This window comes from Pseudomonas sp. JS425 (assembly GCF_018223845.1).
Classification (GTDB): domain Bacteria; phylum Pseudomonadota; class Gammaproteobacteria; order Pseudomonadales; family Pseudomonadaceae; genus Aquipseudomonas; species Aquipseudomonas asiatica.
The window spans coordinates 4,778,568-4,795,169 of record NZ_CP073661.1 but is presented as its reverse complement, the minus strand read 5'-3'; the positions used below and the strand labels follow the sequence as shown (position 1 = coordinate 4,795,169).

Below are 16,602 nucleotides of genomic sequence, written 5' to 3'. Positions count from 1 at the left end.
CCTTGTGTCGCGATGGGCTGCGAAGCAGCCCCAGCAATTTGTGCAATTGCACTCAAACCCTGGGGCTGCTTCGCAGCCCATCGCGACACAAGGCCGCTCCTACAGACCCTGCGCAATTTGTGCAGGAAGATTTTGCCGCTGCTTTAAGCTCGCCCATCAGCGCTTCATAGGCCACCTGGTACCTGTGACGAGGAAGTGTGGCGCATGATGCAAGCAAGCAAACGTGTGGCTGGCCAAGGGCGTTGGCCGGGTAAACAGTGCTTCGACCCGTTCAAGGCGGATTTCGACATGTTGCAGACCCAGCCCGTGTCACGCTCGGTGCGGCTCAACGGCTTTTCCACCTGCCTGCGGCTGGAGGCCGTCTACTGGGGTATCCTGGAGCGCATCGCCGCGGCCAACCGCTGCTCGGTCAGTGCGGTCCTGTCCTACGTGGACCGTGAGGTGCACCTGCGACAAGGCGGGGTGCGCAACTTCAGCGGGCTGATCCGGGTGATCTGCGTCGCCTGGCTGCTGGACCCGCCAAGTGTGCGCTGATCGCCTGGCGGGCTGCGCAGTGCTTGTTAACCATATATAATCCCGCTTTTTGCTGCCCCGGCAGCCAGCGTTGTGGTTGACGAGAGACACCCATGCCCCTTTATGACTATCAATGTGCATCCTGCGAGCACCGCATGGAAGTGCTGCAGAAGATCAGCGCCGCGCCGCTGACCGATTGCCCGGCCTGCCAGGCGCCGGCGCTGAAGAAGCTGCTGTCGGTGCCAGGCTTCCGCCTGAGCGGTAACGGTTGGTACGAAACCGACTTCAAGACCGGGGCGAAAAAGAATCTGGCAGGCGGCGACAAGGCCGACTGAGTTGAATGCTGTGACCGGGTCTTGCAGTATTAGCCCTCTCCGGGCGGCCAAGGCCTCCACCGAATACACGAATCACGAGAAGCGAAACCACCATCATGATGCGCAGCCATTATTGCGGCCAACTGAACGAGAGCCTGGACGGCCAGGAAGTCACCCTTTGCGGCTGGGTCCATCGTCGCCGCGACCACGGCGGGGTGATCTTCCTCGACATCCGTGACCGCGAAGGCATGGCCCAGGTCGTGTTCGACCCGGATCGCGCCGAAACCTTCGCCGCTGCCGACCGCGTGCGCAGCGAATACGTCGTGCAGATCACCGGCAAGGTCCGCAAGCGCCCTGAAGGTGCGGTGAATGCCAACATGGCTTCCGGCGCCATCGAGATCCTCGGCTACCAGCTGAACGTGCTCAACGAAGCGGAAACCCCACCGTTCCCGCTGAACGAGTACTCCGACGTCGGCGAGGAAACCCGCCTGCGCTACCGTTTCATCGACCTGCGTCGCCCGGAAATGGCCGACAAGCTGCGCCTGCGTTCGCGTATCACCAGCAGCATCCGTCGCTTCCTCGACGAAAACGGCTTCCTTGACGTCGAGACGCCGATCCTGACCCGTGCCACCCCGGAAGGCGCGCGTGACTACCTGGTGCCTAGCCGTACCCACGCCGGCAGCTTCTTCGCCCTGCCGCAGTCGCCGCAGCTGTTCAAGCAGCTGCTGATGGTCGCCGGCTTCGACCGCTACTACCAGATCGCCAAGTGCTTCCGTGACGAAGACCTGCGTGCCGACCGCCAGCCGGAATTCACCCAGATCGACATCGAGACCAGCTTCCTCGATGAAAGCGAGATCATGGGCCTGACCGAAAGCATGATCCGCAAGCTGTTCAAGGAAGTGCTGGACCTGGAATTCGGCGAATTCCCGCACATGACCTTCGAAGAAGCCATGCGCCGCTACGGCTCCGACAAACCGGACCTGCGTATCCCGCTGGAACTGGTCGACGTTGCCGACCAGCTCAAGGATGTCGACTTCAAGGTGTTCGCCGGCCCGGCCAACGATCCGAAGTGCCGCGTTACCGCCCTGCGCTTGCCTGGCGGCGCCAGCATGCCACGCAGCAAGATCGACGAGTACACCAAGTTCGTCGGTATCTACGGTGCCAAGGGCCTGGCCTACATCAAGGTCAACGAGCGCGCCAAGGGTGTCGAAGGCCTGCAGTCGCCGATTGTCAAGAACATCCCCGAGGCCAACCTCAACACCATCCTCGACCGCGTTGGCGCCGTTGATGGCGACATCGTGTTCTTTGGTGCCGACAAGTTCAAGGTGGTCAGCGAAGCCCTGGGCGCGCTGCGTATCCGCCTGGGCCACGACTTCGAGCTGCTGACCTGCGAGTGGGCACCGATGTGGGTGGTCGACTTCCCGATGTTCGAAGAGAACGAGGACGGCAGCTTCACCGCGCTGCACCACCCGTTCACCGCGCCGAAGTGCACCCCGGACGAGCTCGAGGCCAACCCGGCCGTGGCCCTGTCCCGTGCCTACGACATGGTCCTGAACGGTACCGAGCTGGGTGGCGGTTCGATCCGTATCCACCGTAAAGAGATGCAACAGGCCGTGTTCCGCCTGCTGGGCATCGAAGCGGCAGAACAGGAAGAGAAGTTCGGCTTCCTGCTCGACGCCCTGAAGTTCGGTGCACCGCCTCACGGTGGCCTGGCCTTCGGCCTGGACCGCCTGGTCATGCTGATGACCGGAGCCCAGTCGATTCGTGAAGTGATCGCCTTCCCGAAAACCCAGAGCGCCGCGTGCGTCATGACCCAGGCCCCTGGCCTGGTCGACGCCAAGGCCCTGCGCGAGCTGCACATCCGACTGCGCGAACAGACCAAGGTCGAGTAAGCAGTCCCCGGGCGCATCCACATGGATGCGCCTTTGCGTTCCGGCGCAGGCAATTTCCCGTCCCGCCCCCTACAGGGGCGGGGCTGTTTGTGATTCAAAGGATTCGGAGTCGTTATGGCTGGTCATTCCAAGTGGGCGAACATCAAGCACCGCAAAGAGCGCCAGGATGCCAAGAGAGGCAAGATTTTCACCAAGTGGATCCGCGAACTGACAGTCGCTGCCAAGCAGGGTGGTGCTGACCCGGCATCCAACCCGCGCCTGCGTTTGGCGCTGGACAAGGCCTTGGGTGCCAACATGAGCCGCGACATCATCGATCGTGCCGTGGCCCGTGGTGCCGGCACCAACGAAAGCGACAACGTCGAAGAGCTCAGTTACGAAGGTTACGGCCCGGGTGGCGTGGCGATCATGGTCGAGGCCATGACCGACAACCGCAACCGTACTGCCGCCGCCGTGCGTCATGCCTTCACCAAGTGTGGTGGCAACCTGGGCACCGACGGTTCGGTGGCCTACCTGTTCGAGCGCAAGGGGCAGATCAGCTTTGCTCCGGGCGTGGAAGAAGACGCGCTGATGGAAGCGGCGATGGAAGCCGATGCCGACGACGTGGTGGCCAACGACGACGGCTCGTTCGACGTGTTCACCTCGTTCAACAGCTTCTACGCCGTGCGCAATGCCCTGGAAGAGGCGGGCTTCAAGGCCGCTGACGCTGAAATCGTCATGCAGCCGACCACCAGCGCCGAACTCGACCAGGACGGTGCCGAGAAAGTACTCAAGCTGATCGACATGCTCGAAGACCTGGATGACGTGCAGAACGTCTACTCCAATGCCCAGATTTCCGATGAGATCATGGAAAACCTCGGCTAAGGTGTCCTGGCGATCCATGCCAGTTCTTCAAGTTTGTCAGCGCCTGTACCGGCCCTTTCGCGGGTAAACCCGCTCCCACAGGTACTGCACCGACTCTGAATGTGGTGCAGTACCTGTGGGAGCGGGTTTACCCGCGAAAGGGCCGGTACAGTTTGCAGAGATGCATCAATTTTTCGACAGGCTCTATGACTCTGATTCTTGGTATCGACCCCGGCTCGCGCATCACCGGCTATGGCGTGGTACGCCAGACCGCCCGTGGTTGCGAGTACGTGGCGTCGGGCTGCATCCGCACCGGCAGCGGCGAGCTGCACGAGCGGTTGCAGATCGTTTTTCGTGGCGTGGGTGAAATCATCGCCCAGCACGGCCCGGTAACCATGGGCATCGAGCGGGTGTTCATGGCCCGTAACGCCGACTCGGCGCTCAAGCTCGGCCAGGCCCGTGGCGCAGCCATCGTCGCCGCCGCCGAAGCCGGCCTGGAAATCGCCGAATACAGCGCCACCCAGGTCAAGCAGGCGGTAGCCGGTACCGGTGGGGCGAACAAGGAGCAGGTGATGATGATGGTCATGCACCTGCTGAAACTGACGCAGAAGCCGCAGATCGACGCCTCCGACGCCCTGGCCATCGCCCTGTGCCACGCCCACACCCGTTCCAGCCTGGTGCCGCATGGCCTGGCCACGGCACGGCGGCGCGGTGGGCGCTTGCGTCTGTAGGCGCTTCATGCGCTGATACATATTTTGTTCGGGTGATGCGTTCACCCGCTGCATTTGCTGATAGGGTTGAGCGGTCTTTGACCGGCTCCCCGAGAGGAAGGATCGGAACGTGATTGGACGTTTGCGCGGCACCCTGGCGGAAAAACAGCCGCCGCACCTGATTATCGACGTCAACGGCGTAGGTTACGAACTGGAAGTTCCCATGACCACGCTGTACCGTCTGCCCAAGGTGGGCGAACCCGTAACCGTGCACACCCACCTGGTGGTGCGCGAGGATGCTCACCTGCTCTACGGTTTTGCCGAAAAGCGTGAGCGCGAGCTGTTCCGCGAACTCATCCGTTTGAATGGGGTAGGGCCGAAGCTGGCCCTGGCGCTGATGTCCGGGCTGGAAGTGGACGAGCTGGTGCGCTGCGTGCAGGCTCAGGACACCTCGGCCCTGGTGCGCGTGCCCGGTGTTGGCAAGAAAACCGCCGAACGCCTGCTGGTCGAGCTCAAGGACCGTTTCAAGGCTTGGGAAACGTCCCCGGCCATGTTCACCCTGGTCTCCGACGGGCCGCTGCCGGTCGCCAGCGCATCCACGGCCGAAGCCGATGCCGTCAGCGCCCTGGTTTCCCTGGGCTACAAGCCGCAGGAAGCCAGCAAGGCGATTGCCGCGATCAAGGACAAGGCCGGCCTGAGCAGTGAGGAGCTGATCCGCCGCAGCCTGAAAGGGATGATTACCAAGTGATCGAAGCCGACCGCCTGATCGCCGCCAGTGGCCGCGACCGTGAAGAAGTCCAGGACCGTGCGATCCGCCCGCTGCGGCTGGACGAGTACATCGGCCAGCCGGTGGTGCGCGAGCAGATGGCGCTGTTCATCCAGGCCGCCCGTGGCCGCAGCGAGTCGCTCGACCATACGCTGATCTTCGGTCCGCCCGGCCTGGGCAAGACCACCTTGGCCAACATCATTGCCCAGGAAATGGGCGTGTCGGTCAAGAGTACCTCGGGGCCTATCCTCGAGCGCCCGGGCGACCTCGCGGCCATGCTGACCAACCTCGAACCGCACGACGTGCTGTTCATCGACGAGATCCACCGGTTGTCACCGGTCGTCGAAGAGGTGCTGTACCCGGCGATGGAGGACTTCCAGCTCGACATCATGATCGGCGAAGGGCCTGCGGCCCGTTCGATCAAGCTTGACCTGCCGCCGTTCACCCTGGTCGGTGCCACCACCCGTGCCGGCATGCTCACCAACCCGCTGCGGGACCGTTTCGGTATCGTCCAGCGTCTGGAGTTCTACAGCGACAAGGACCTGGCCACCATCGTCAGCCGTTCCGCCGGCATCCTCGGCCTGGCCATCGAAGACCAGGGTGCCTACGAGATCGCCCGTCGCGCCCGCGGCACGCCACGTATCGCCAACCGCCTGCTGCGCCGCGTGCGCGACTACGCCGAAGTGCGCGGCAAGGGCCAGATCACCAAGGCCGTGGCCGACATGGCGCTGAACCTGCTGGACGTCGACGAGCGCGGTTTTGACCACTCCGACCGCCGCCTGCTGCTGACCATGATCGAGAAGTTCGACGGTGGCCCGGTCGGCGTGGACAACCTGGCGGCAGCCATCAGTGAAGAGCGCCACACCATCGAGGACGTGCTCGAGCCGTACCTGATCCAGCAAGGCTACATCATGCGCACGCCGCGCGGCCGCGTGGTCACCCGACATGCCTACCTGCACTTCGGCCTGAACGTGCCCGGGCGCCTGGGGGAGGGTGGGGATTTTTCCGAAACGGGCGATGAGTGACAGATCGAAAACGGCTTTTCGTGGTCCTACCGCTGGCATGCCGAGGGTGCGCTGGCAATAAGACATTAATGAAGAAAAAACAGTTGCCACAGCGGATTGGCAAGCTGAGGAGTAAGCACTAGAGTATGCGCGCGCAAAATGGCCTGGAACCGTTCGCACACCGTTGTCGAGTCTATTACGAAGATACCGATGCCGGTGGCGTGGTGTATTACGTCAATTACCTGAAATTCATGGAGCGCGCGCGTACCGAGCGGCTGCGGCACCTGGGCTTTTCCCAGGCGCAGTTGGCCAAAGACAACCTGCTGTTCGTGGTCCACTCCAGCGAAGCGCGCTATCACGCGCCGGCGCGGCTGGACGACGAGCTGCGGGTGACCGCGCAAGTACTTGAACTCAATCGCGCCAGCCTGCGCTTCGTGCAGCAGGTCTGGCGGGAAAAGGATGAAACGCTGCTCTGCGAAGGGCAGTTCCTGGTGGCCGCCGTGCGCGCCGACACTTTCAAACCCCGAGCCATACCCCCGGAGCTGCGTGACGCCTTTGTGGCGGACGGCTCGGGTACTCAATCGAATGCAGGAGAATAAGCGTGGAAGCTAACGTCGTCGACCATACCTCCATGTGGAGTCTGGTCAGCAATGCCAGTGTGCTGGTACAGCTGGTAATGCTGACCCTGGTGGCCGCCTCGGTCACCTCATGGGTCATGATCTTCCAGCGCAGCACCATGCTGCGCGCCGGTCGTCGTGCGCTGGATGCCTTCGAGGAGCGCTTCTGGTCGGGCATCGACCTGTCCAAGCTGTACCGTCAGGCAGGCAGCAACCCAGACCCGGATTCCGGTGTCGAGCAGGTCTTCCGTGCCGGCTTCAAGGAATTCTCGCGCCTGCGCCAGCAGCCGGGCGTTGACCCGGACGCGGTCATGGAGGGCGTTGCCCGTGCCATGCGCGTAGCCATCTCGCGCGAGGAAGAAAAACTCGAGCAGAGCCTGCCGTTCCTGGCCACCGTCGGTTCTACCAGCCCGTACATCGGCCTGTTCGGTACCGTATGGGGCATCATGAACTCCTTCCGCGGCCTGGCCAGTGCCCAGCAGGCCACCCTGGCCACGGTTGCCCCGGGTATCGCCGAAGCGCTGATCGCCACCGCCATCGGCCTGTTCGCGGCAATTCCGGCGGTCATCGCCTATAACCGCTTCTCGGCGCGCAGCGAAGTGCTGATCGGCCGTTACTACACCTTCGCCGACGAGTTCCAGGCGATCCTGCACCGCAAAGTGCACACCAGCGAAGAGTAATCAGGTAGAAGCCCATGGCCCGAGTTCGCCACAAACGCAAGCCCGTCGCCGAGATGAACGTGGTGCCCTACATCGACGTGATGCTGGTACTGCTGGTCATCTTCATGGTGACGGCGCCCATGCTCAACCAGGGCGTCAAGGTAGACCTGCCCAAGGTTTCCAGTGAAGCCTTGCCGCAGGACAACAACGTCCAGATCCTCACCATCTCCATCAAGGCCGACAAGACCTACTACTGGAACCTCGGCAGCGAAGTCGATACCGACAAGCAGATGGACAAGGCCATGACCTTGCCAGCCATGACCGACGCGGTGACCAAGATCATTGCCGCCGGCCGTGACCAGGGCAAGCAGACCCAGGTGTTCATTCGTGGCGACAAGGCTGTCGACTATGGCGCGGTCATGGGTGCCATGGGCGGGTTGCAGAAGGCCGGTGTCGGTAACGTTGGCCTGATTACCGAGGCGCCCTGATGCAACAGCGAGAGCCATCCGCCTCGGAAAGCTACTTCTGGCCCAGTATCTGGGCCATCGGCCTGCATGTGCTGGTGTTCGCCCTGCTGTTCGTCAGTTTTGCCATGACGCCTGAGCTGCCGCCATCCAAGCCGATCGTCCAGGCTACCCTGTACCAGCTCAAGTCCAAGAGCCAGGCGACCACCCAGACCAATCAGAAGATTGCCGGGGAAGCGAAGAAAACCGCTTCGCGCCAGACCGAAGTCGAGCAGCTGGAACAGAAGAAGGTCGAGCAGGAGGCCGTGAAGGCCGCGGAACAAAAGAAAGCCGACGCTGCTCAAAAGGCCGAGGAGGCCCGCGAGGCCGCCGAAGCCAAGAAAGCCGAGGCAGCTGCCGAGGCCGCCAAGGCCGCCGAGGCCAAGAAAGCCGCCGAAGCCAAGAAGGCCGAAGAGGCGAAGAAGGCTGCCGAGAAGCAGCAGGCCGACATCGCCAAGAAGAAGGCCGAGGAAGAAAAGAAAAAAGCCGAAGAAGAGGCCAAGAAAGAGGCCGCTGAAGAGGCGAAGAAACAAGCCGCCGAGGACGCCAAGAAAAAGGCGGCCGAAGAGGCCAAGAAGAAAGCAGCCGAGGACGCCAAGAAGAAAGCGGTAGCCGAGGAAGCGAAGAAGAAGGCAGCTGAAGAGGCCAAGAAAAAGGCCGCTGCAGATGCCCAGAAGAAAAAGGCACAGGAAGCGGCCCGCAAGGCGGCGGAAGACAAGAAAGCCCAGGCCCTGGCCGAGCTGTTGTCCGACACCACCGAACGGCAGCAGGCGCTGGCCGACGAGCAGGGTGACCAGGTGGCCGGCGACTTCGACGACCTGATCCGCATGCGCGCGGCCGAGGGCTGGGCTCGTCCGCCTTCCGCGCGCAAGGGCATGACGGTGGTCCTGCAGATCAACATGTTGCCGGACGGTACCATCACCAGCGTCAGCGTGGCCCGGTCCAGTGGTGACGGCCCGTACGACAGCTCGGCGGTGGCAGCAGTGAAGAACATCGGTCGTCTGACCGAGATGCAGGGTATGAAGCCGAGCGATTTCAACCAATATCGTTCGTTCAAGATGACATTTACACCTGAGGATCTAGCGTTGTGATTAAACGTCTGAGAGGACTGCTGGTCATGCTGTGCTGCGTGGCAGGCATGGCCGTGGCAGAGGAAAAGAACATCCTGGTCACCAGCGGCAGCGACCGGGCCACGCCCATCGCGGTAGTGCCGTTCGGTCTGCAGGGCGGCAGCGTGCTGCCGGAAGACATGGCCGACATCATCGGCAACGACCTGCGCAACTCCGGCTACTACTCGCCGATTCCGCGGCAGAACATGATCAGCCAGCCGTCGCAGGCCAGCGAAGTGATCTTCCGTGACTGGAAAGCGCTGGGTGCGCAGTACGTGATGGTTGGCAGCATCGTGCCGTCGGGCGGTCGCCTGCAGGTGCAGTACGCGCTGTTCAACGTCGCCACCGAGCAGCAAGTGCTGACCGGTAGCGTGGCGGGCAGCGTCGACCAGCTGCGCGACATGGCCCACTACATTGCCGACCAGTCGTTCGAGAAGCTCACCGGCATCAAGGGTGCTTTCTCCACCCGCATGCTGTACGTGACGGCCGAGCGCTTCTCCACCAACAACACCCGCTATACCCTGCAGCGTTCGGACTACGACGGTGCACGCGCGGTCACCCTGCTGCAATCGCGCGAGCCGATCCTGTCGCCACGCTTTGCACCGGATGGCAAGCGCATCGCCTATGTCTCGTTCGAGCAGAAGCGTCCGCGCATCTTCGTCCAGCACATCGATACCGGTCGCCGCGAGCAGGTCACCAACTTCGAAGGCCTGAACGGTGCGCCAGCCTGGTCGCCGGATGGCACGCGCCTGGCGTTCGTGCTGTCGAAGGACGGCAACCCGGACATCTACGTGATGAACGTGGCTTCGCGCCAGATCAGCCGTGTCACCGCTGGCCCGGGCATCAACACCGAGCCGTTCTGGGGCAAGGATGGCAACACCCTGTACTTCACCTCCGACCGTGGCGGCAAGCCGCAGATCTACAAGCAGTCGGTCGGTGGCGGTGGTGCCGAGCGTGTAACTTTCGTGGGTAACTACAACGCCAACCCGAAACTGTCGGCGGACGAAAAGACCCTGGTGATGATCCATCGCCAGCAGGGCTTCACCAACTTCAAAGTTGCGGCCCAGGATTTGCAACGCGGAAGTGTAAAGATTCTCTCTGAAACGAGTCTTGATGAGTCTCCCACTGTTGCGCCAAACGGCACCATGCTAATCTACGCCACCCGCCAGCAGGGCCGGGGAGTCTTGATGCTCGTGTCGCTTAATGGCCGCGTGAGGCTCCCACTTCCTACCGCTCAAGGCGAAGTCAGAGAACCGTCCTGGTCCCCTTACCTGAACTGATTGCGGCGTAATACTTTTGCTTAACACACTGGGGTTTCATTAGGAGTTTCACGATGGAAATGCTGAAGTTTGGTAAATTTGCTGCGCTGGCTCTGGCCATGGCCGTAGCTGTAGGTTGCTCCTCGAAGGGCGGTGACAACGCAGGCGAAGGCGCTGCTGTAGATCCGAACGCTGGCTACGGTGCCAACACTGGCGCTGTTGACGGCTCCCTGAGCGAAGAAGCTGCCCTGCGCGCAATCACCACCTTCTACTTCGAATACGACAGCTCGGACCTGAAGCCAGAAGCCATGCGCGCCCTGGACGTTCACGCCAAGGACCTGAAAGCCAACGGCAACCGCGTTGTCCTGGAAGGCAACACCGACGAGCGCGGCACCCGCGAGTACAACATGGCTCTGGGTGAGCGTCGTGCCAAGGCCGTTCAGCGTTACCTGGTTCTGCAGGGCGTTTCCCCTGCTCAGCTGGAACTGGTCTCCTACGGTGAAGAGCGTCCGGTTGCCACTGGCAACGACGAGCAGTCCTGGGCTCAGAACCGTCGCGTAGAACTGCGTAAGTAAGTTCTTATGCGTATGGGCCGCCGTGTAGTAACCGTCCTCGCACTCAGCCTGCCGCTTGCGGCCTGGGCTGAGGTCCCTGTAGTTGATGACAACGCAGGCAGCTATCCGCCTGCGGGTTATGGCACGAGCGGCGCCTATGCCGGGTCAGGGGCTTCGGCCCCTGCCTCTGCACAGGGCCAGCTGTTCATGCAGCTGCAACAGATGCAGGATCAGCTTTCCCGCCAGCAAGGCATCATCGAAGAGCTGCAGAACGATGTGTCGCGCATGAAGCAGGAAAACCTGGAGCGTTACCAGGACCTGGACCGTCGCATCAACAGTGGCGCCGCGCCTGCCGCGACCCCTGACAATTCCTCCGGTGGTGGTGCATCCAATGCCGCCCCCGATGCAGCAGGTGCTGCTGCGCAACAACCGGCCGCCAGTAGCGAGCCCGGTGATCCGGCGAAAGAAAAGCTCTACTACGATGCCGCTTTCGACCTGATCAAGCAGAAAGACTTCAACAAGGCCAGCCAGGCGTTCAACGCCTTCCTGCGCAAGTACCCCAACAGCCAGTACGCCGGCAATGCCCAGTACTGGCTGGGTGAAGTGAACCTGGCCAAGGGCGACCTGCCGGCTGCCAGCCAGGCCTTCGCCCAGGTCAGCCAGAAGTATCCGAAGCACAGCAAGGTGCCGGATTCGCTGTACAAGCTGGCCGACGTCGAGCGCCGCATGGGCCACACCGACAAGGTCAAGGGTATCCTGCAGCAGGTCATCACCCAGTACCCCGGCACCTCGGCCGCGCAACTGGCCCAGCGTGACCTGCAGAAGCTCTAAACAGTACCGCTTGAAAGAAACCCGCGCTTGTCGCGGGTTTTTTCGTTAGAATCAATGCCCTTTTTTCGTAAACACGCTGCTGCGGATAACGCTATGTCGAGTCCGCGACAGTGCCTGACGGAGGCGGGCAGCCTGTTTAGCTGTCACGCCCGTGGCGAGCATGCAAGACACATTACGCATCACCGAAGTCTTTTACTCTTTGCAGGGTGAAACGCGAACGGCTGGGTTGCCCACGGTATTCGTGCGCCTCACCGGTTGCCCCCTGCGCTGCCAGTACTGTGACAGTGCCTATGCCTTCAGTGGCGGCACCGTTCGCACCCTCGATTCGATCCTTGAGCAGGTCGCCGGCTTCAAGCCGCGCTACGTTTGCGTCACCGGCGGCGAGCCATTGGCCCAGCCCAACGCCTTGCCGCTGTTGCAGCGCCTGTGTGACGCCGGTTACGAGGTGTCGCTGGAAACCAGCGGCGCGCTGGATATTGCCGGCACCGACACCCGCGTCAGCCGCGTGGTCGACCTGAAGACCCCAGGCTCCGAAGAGTCGCACCGTAACCGCTACGAGAACATCGAGCAGCTGACCCGCAACGACCAGGTCAAGTTCGTCATCTGTTCCCGTGAGGACTATGACTGGGCGGTCTCCAAGCTGATCCAGTACAACCTGGCCGAGCGTGCCGGCGAGGTGTTGTTCTCGCCCAGCCACCACCAGGTGAACGCCAGCGAGCTGGCGGACTGGATCGTCGCCGACAACCTGCCCGTACGCTTCCAGCTGCAGCTGCACAAGCTGCTGTGGAACGACGAACCCGGACGTTGATTGAGGAGCAAGCACACATGACCGACAAACGCGCAGTAATCCTGTTGTCCGGCGGCCTGGACTCGGCCACCGTGGTCGCCATGGCCAAGGCCGAAGGCTACAGCTGCTACACCATGAGTTTCGACTACGGCCAGCGCCACCGCGCCGAACTGAACGCCGCCGCCCGCGTTGCCCGCGACCTGGGCGTGGTCGAGCACAAGGTTATTGGCCTGAACCTGGATGGCATCGGTGGCTCGGCATTGACCGACAGCAGCATCGACGTGCCGGAAACCCCGGGTGAAGGCATCCCGGTCACCTACGTGCCAGCGCGCAACACCGTGTTCCTGTCCCTGGCCCTGGGCTGGGCAGAGGTGCTGGAAGCCCGTGACATCTTCATTGGTGTGAATGCCGTGGATTACTCCGGCTACCCCGATTGCCGCCCCGAGTTCGTCGAAGCCTTCGAGCGCATGGCCAACCTGGCGACCAAGGCTGGCGTCGAAGGGCAGGGCTTCCGCATTCAGGCGCCGCTGCAGAACATGAGCAAGGCGCAGATCGTGCAGGCCGGTATGGCCCGCGGCGTGGACTACAGCCTGACCGTTTCCTGCTACCAGGCCGACGATGACGGCCGTGCCTGCGGCAAATGCGACAGCTGCCGCCTGCGTGCCGACGGCTTCAAGGCAGCTGGTGTCGAAGACCCGACGCGGTACTTTTGAAAAAAGTTTGATGGGGTGTTGATTTCCCGTTAGAAATCAGTATTATACGCGCCATCCAACGGGTCGTTAGCTCAGTTGGTAGAGCAGTTGGCTTTTAACCAATTGGTCGTAGGTTCGAATCCTACACGACCCACCATATGCAGTACGTCAAAGCCCGCTACCGGCAACGGTGGCGGGCTTTTTCGTTTTCGGCTGCTTGTACTGGCCTCATCGCAGGCAAGGCAGCTCCCACAGGGCTTGCGCATGACTTGAGGCTAATGCGGTCGAGGTGGGAGCTGGCTTGCCGGCGAAAGGGGCGCAAAGCGCCCCCAGCTTACTCAGCCCACTCCGGATCCCCGGTAAACACCACCGTCAGCCAGCGGTCTGGCCCTTCACCACCCACGGCATCACCGATCTCGTTGCGCCACGCATCCCATTCATCGATGGTCTTCGCGGCCATGGCCTTCGGCACGATGAAATACAGTTCGATCTCCCGCGAGCGCCCGACCTTGGCCACATAGGCGCGGTACGACTGCAACCCATGGCGTGCGACGAAGGCCTTGGCGACTTCATCCACCTGCAGCTTGAGGTCGCCAGGGGTTACCAGGAAAATTTCCGAAAGGGCCTGGCGCACCACCGACATCGGCAACGGCACGATCACCAGGCAGACCAGCGCCAGCACCGCCGGGTCGATATACGGCGACACCCACTCCAGCGATGTGCCTTGCACCGCATATCCAAAGCAGAAGGCGATCAGCAGCGCGGCGGTGATGCTGGCCGACATCACCCAGCCCTTGACGTCCATGCGCACGAAGTCCGAGCCCAGCTTGCGGTTGGCGCGGGCCTCGACAACAGCGATGGTCACGCAGGCGATCACGGTCAGCACCGCGTAGACCATGGCGATGCCGAACTCCAGGTGGCGCCCGCCTTGCAGCAGGCTGCTTACGGCGTTGATCAGCGCATAGATGGCCACGCCGCTGAGCAGGATGCCGTTGAGCGCCAGCACCATCGGCTCCAGGTGCCAGAAGCCCATGGTGAAGCGCTCACGCAACTTGCGTGACATCTGCACGCTGGTGGTGTGCGCGGTAATCAGCCTGACCACCACAAGCGACAGCCCGCTCATGCTGGCATCGACCAGCGAATAAACGCCGTCGAACACGATGGAGAACGAGCCGGAGGCCAGGCCGAAGGCGATGCCGATGACGGCGATGAACAGGGTGACGGCGATCGAGGTGCGTAACAGGCCCTGTTCGCTGCTGATGTCGAAGAAGGTGGATCTGGTTGCGGTTTGCATAAGATGTGCTCTAGAAGAAACGGTGATGCTGTGTTGCCTGCCTGGGCCTCTTCGCGGGTAAACCCGCTCCCACAACTTGGTACCGCCTTCGAGATTGGCGCAAAACCCTGTGGGAGCGGGTTCACCCGCGAAGAAGGCGCACTGGTCCTGACAGGTTAGACGCGGAACTGCTCCATCAGCGCCTGCTGCTGGTTGGCCAGCCGGTTCAGGGCCTGGCTGATCCGCGCTGACTCATCGGCCTGGCCTGCCAGCGATTCGGTCACATCGCGAATGCCAGCCACATTGCGGTTCACCTCTTCGGCTACGGCGCTCTGCTCTTCAGCCGCCGAGGCAATCTGCAGGTTCATGTCGCTGATCACTGCCACTGCCTCGCCAATACGTTGTAGCGCCGGCAGCGCCTGTTCCATCCGCGCGGCGCTGTCCTGGGCCTGGCGCTGGCCTTGCTGCATCGCGCCCACCACATCCTGGGTGCCTTGCTGCAAGCCTTCGATGACCTGGCGAATTTCCTCCACCGACAACTGGGTACGCTGGGCCAGACCACGCACTTCATCTGCCACCACGGCAAAACCACGCCCGGCTTCGCCTGCACGGGCGGCTTCGATGGCGGCGTTGAGCGCCAGCAGGTTGGTTTGCTCGGCAATGGTGCGGATCACTTCCAGCACCGATCCGATCTGCCCGCTGCGGCCTTCCAGCGCGCGCGCCTCGTCCATGGCGGTGTTCATGCCAGCGGCCAGGCGGTCGATGCCCTCTCGGGTGCTGTCGATCAACTGCAGGCCCTCGCGGCTGGCTTGGTCGGCAGCGCGTGCGGCCTGGGCCGCCTGCGAGGCGTTATGGGCGACATCCAGGGCGGTGGCGCTCATTTCATTGGCGGCGGTGGCCACCTGTTCGATTTCGCGGTGCTGTTGCTGCATGCCGCTGCTGGTCTGGCTGGCGATGGCTGCCGACTGGTCAGCGGTTCCGCGGGCTTCCTGCAGTGAGCCTTTGACCTGGGCTATGACTGGCTGCAGCTTGTCGAGAAAGCGGTTGAACCAACCGGTAAGCTGGCCCAGTTCGTCCTGGCGGGCATACTCCAGGCGGCGGGTAAGGTCGCCTTCGCCGCTGGCGATGTCTTCCAGGCGCGCGGCCACGGCCAGGATTGGCCGGGTCACCCCGCGTGCAGTCAGCCACACCAGCAGCAAACCGACTACCGCAGCGCCCAGGCCAACCAGCAGGCTGGTTAGGTTGGCGCTGTGGTTGTGCGCATCCAGGCGCTGGTTGAGGGCGACGGCAGGCGCCTGCAGCACGCTTTCCGGCAGTTCCAGCAATACCTGCCAGGGGGCGGCATCAGGGATTGGCGTGAACGGGTGGGCAACACGCAGCAGGCCGTCGGCTACCACCTTGTCCATGGGCTCGCCGAGCTTGCTGTCGTCGCGGCTGTTGCCGGCCAGCAAACCGGCCGCGCTGGCGATACTGACCTGGCCCTGGCCGTCGAACAGCTCCCGGCGGCCGTCCACGCTCAACTGCTGCAGGTTGGCCAGGCCGATGTCCAGACCGACCACGCCGACCACCTTGCCGTGCTCCAGCAGCGGCAGGGCGATGCTGGTCATCAGTACCTGGCGGCCATTCACCTCGTCGAGATATGGCTCGAGCATGCAGGTTCTGGTGGTGTCCTGCGGGCAGGTCAGCCAGCGGTTCTTCGCTACCCCGTTGCTGCCGATGCTGGCGTCTCCGAGCATCGATTCCGGCATGGCTTCAAGCTCCAGGGTGCCGGGGCTGGGTTGTGACCAGTACAGCGAGAAGCGCCCGCTCTCATTGCTGCCCATTGCATCCTGGCCGAGGTACTGGCTGTCCGGGTCCAGGGCGTTGGGCTGGAACACCAGGTACAGGCCGATCACATCCGGGTTGCCGGCCAGGCTGGCGCGGGCCTGGCGCGTCAGTTCGGCGCGCAGGTCGTTGCCGCCACGGGCCTTGAGCACCTGCACCAGGCGGGCAAAGCCATTGCCGTACTGGTAGGCGTCCATGAAATAGCGCTGGATGCGCAGTGCCTGGGTTTCGGCATGGGCCTGCAGGCGCAGGCGTGCGCTGCTGTCGAGCATTTCGGTATTGGCCTGGTTGACCAATGCCGCGCTGCGCCGCGCCTGGGCCAGCGATGTGGTTACCAGCAGGGCGACGATGGCCAGCAGGCACAGGCCGGTGAGCAGGGTGATCTTCCACTGGATGGAGAGGCGACGCAGCGGCATGAGGGCTTTCCTTTTCGAGCAAATGCAACGCCCGCGATC

The 16,602-nt window shown here is 62.8% G+C and carries 18 protein-coding genes and 1 tRNA gene; 17 read left to right on the top strand and 2 right to left on the bottom strand.

Going from position 1 to position 16,602, the window contains the following annotated elements; genetic code table 11:
• The first annotated feature begins 204 nt into the window (after positions 1-204).
• The 17 genes from KDB76_RS22150 to KDB76_RS22070 all read left to right on the top strand — a co-directional run bounded on the left by KDB76_RS22150 (position 205) and on the right by KDB76_RS22070 (position 13,207).
• A complete protein-coding gene (locus KDB76_RS22150; protein ID WP_038410105.1) occupies positions 205-534 on the top strand; it encodes a ribbon-helix-helix domain-containing protein in 330 nt (109 codons plus the stop codon).
• Positions 535-626: 92 nt separating this feature from the next.
• Positions 627-848: a zinc ribbon domain-containing protein gene (locus KDB76_RS22145; RefSeq protein WP_003254776.1), complete on the top strand. Its 222-nt coding sequence runs from the start codon at positions 627-629 to the stop codon at positions 846-848.
• A 95-nt stretch (positions 849-943) separates the two neighbouring features.
• Positions 944-2,719 (top strand): aspartate--tRNA ligase, encoded by a 1,776-nt coding sequence (aspS, locus tag KDB76_RS22140; protein ID WP_013973811.1) that lies wholly within the window; start codon positions 944-946, stop codon positions 2,717-2,719.
• Between the two features lie 114 nt (positions 2,720-2,833).
• A complete protein-coding gene (locus KDB76_RS22135) occupies positions 2,834-3,580 on the top strand; it encodes a YebC/PmpR family DNA-binding transcriptional regulator (protein WP_013973810.1) in 747 nt (248 codons plus the stop codon).
• Positions 3,581-3,765: 185 nt separating this feature from the next.
• Complete coding sequence (gene ruvC, locus KDB76_RS22130) at positions 3,766-4,290, top strand: crossover junction endodeoxyribonuclease RuvC (protein WP_004375291.1); 525 nt, start codon at positions 3,766-3,768, stop codon at positions 4,288-4,290.
• A 109-nt stretch (positions 4,291-4,399) separates the two neighbouring features.
• Positions 4,400-5,017: a Holliday junction branch migration protein RuvA gene (gene ruvA / locus KDB76_RS22125; RefSeq protein ID WP_015271473.1), complete on the top strand. Its 618-nt coding sequence runs from the start codon at positions 4,400-4,402 to the stop codon at positions 5,015-5,017.
• Complete coding sequence (ruvB, locus tag KDB76_RS22120; protein ID WP_004375289.1) at positions 5,014-6,060, top strand: Holliday junction branch migration DNA helicase RuvB; 1,047 nt, start codon at positions 5,014-5,016, stop codon at positions 6,058-6,060. Before ruvA ends, ruvB begins: the two co-directional genes overlap by 4 nt.
• A 125-nt stretch (positions 6,061-6,185) precedes the next feature.
• Positions 6,186-6,638 (top strand): tol-pal system-associated acyl-CoA thioesterase, encoded by a 453-nt coding sequence (gene ybgC / locus KDB76_RS22115; protein WP_023662944.1) that lies wholly within the window; start codon positions 6,186-6,188, stop codon positions 6,636-6,638.
• Between the two features lie 2 nt (positions 6,639-6,640).
• Entirely contained in the window at positions 6,641-7,336 is a 696-nt protein-coding gene (tolQ, locus tag KDB76_RS22110; protein WP_015271471.1) for a protein TolQ, read from the top strand.
• Between the two features lie 14 nt (positions 7,337-7,350).
• The gene (tolR, locus tag KDB76_RS22105; protein WP_003254760.1) at positions 7,351-7,803 is read left to right on the top strand and encodes a protein TolR; all 453 of its coding nucleotides are present in this window, start codon (positions 7,351-7,353) and stop codon (positions 7,801-7,803) included.
• A complete protein-coding gene (gene tolA, locus KDB76_RS22100) occupies positions 7,803-8,909 on the top strand; it encodes a cell envelope integrity protein TolA (RefSeq protein ID WP_013973804.1) in 1,107 nt (368 codons plus the stop codon). The genes tolR and tolA overlap by 1 nt, the downstream gene beginning before the upstream one ends.
• 26 nt (positions 8,910-8,935) lie before the next feature.
• Complete coding sequence (gene tolB, locus KDB76_RS22095) at positions 8,936-10,207, top strand: Tol-Pal system beta propeller repeat protein TolB (RefSeq protein ID WP_038408273.1); 1,272 nt, start codon at positions 8,936-8,938, stop codon at positions 10,205-10,207.
• A 53-nt stretch (positions 10,208-10,260) separates the two neighbouring features.
• A complete protein-coding gene (gene pal, locus KDB76_RS22090; protein WP_003254755.1) occupies positions 10,261-10,761 on the top strand; it encodes a peptidoglycan-associated lipoprotein Pal in 501 nt (166 codons plus the stop codon).
• A 6-nt stretch (positions 10,762-10,767) separates the two neighbouring features.
• The gene (ybgF, locus tag KDB76_RS22085) at positions 10,768-11,571 is read left to right on the top strand and encodes a tol-pal system protein YbgF (protein WP_038410104.1); all 804 of its coding nucleotides are present in this window, start codon (positions 10,768-10,770) and stop codon (positions 11,569-11,571) included.
• A 160-nt stretch (positions 11,572-11,731) separates the two neighbouring features.
• Entirely contained in the window at positions 11,732-12,379 is a 648-nt protein-coding gene (gene queE / locus KDB76_RS22080) for a 7-carboxy-7-deazaguanine synthase QueE (protein ID WP_015271468.1), read from the top strand.
• A gap of 17 nt (positions 12,380-12,396) precedes the next feature.
• On the top strand, positions 12,397-13,071 hold the full coding sequence (queC, locus tag KDB76_RS22075) for a 7-cyano-7-deazaguanine synthase QueC (RefSeq protein WP_013973801.1): 675 nt from the start codon (positions 12,397-12,399) through the stop codon (positions 13,069-13,071).
• Positions 13,072-13,131: 60 nt separating this feature from the next.
• Positions 13,132-13,207, top strand: a tRNA-Lys gene (locus KDB76_RS22070).
• A 177-nt stretch (positions 13,208-13,384) separates the two neighbouring features.
• On the opposite strand, the gene KDB76_RS22065 is transcribed toward KDB76_RS22070, so the two are convergent.
• Positions 13,385-14,344: a cation transporter gene (locus KDB76_RS22065; protein ID WP_038410103.1), complete on the bottom strand. Its 960-nt coding sequence runs from the start codon at positions 14,342-14,344 to the stop codon at positions 13,385-13,387.
• A gap of 155 nt (positions 14,345-14,499) precedes the next feature.
• Entirely contained in the window at positions 14,500-16,563 is a 2,064-nt protein-coding gene (locus tag KDB76_RS22060; RefSeq protein WP_038410102.1) for a methyl-accepting chemotaxis protein, read from the bottom strand.
• Between the last annotated feature and the right edge of the window lie 39 nt (positions 16,564-16,602).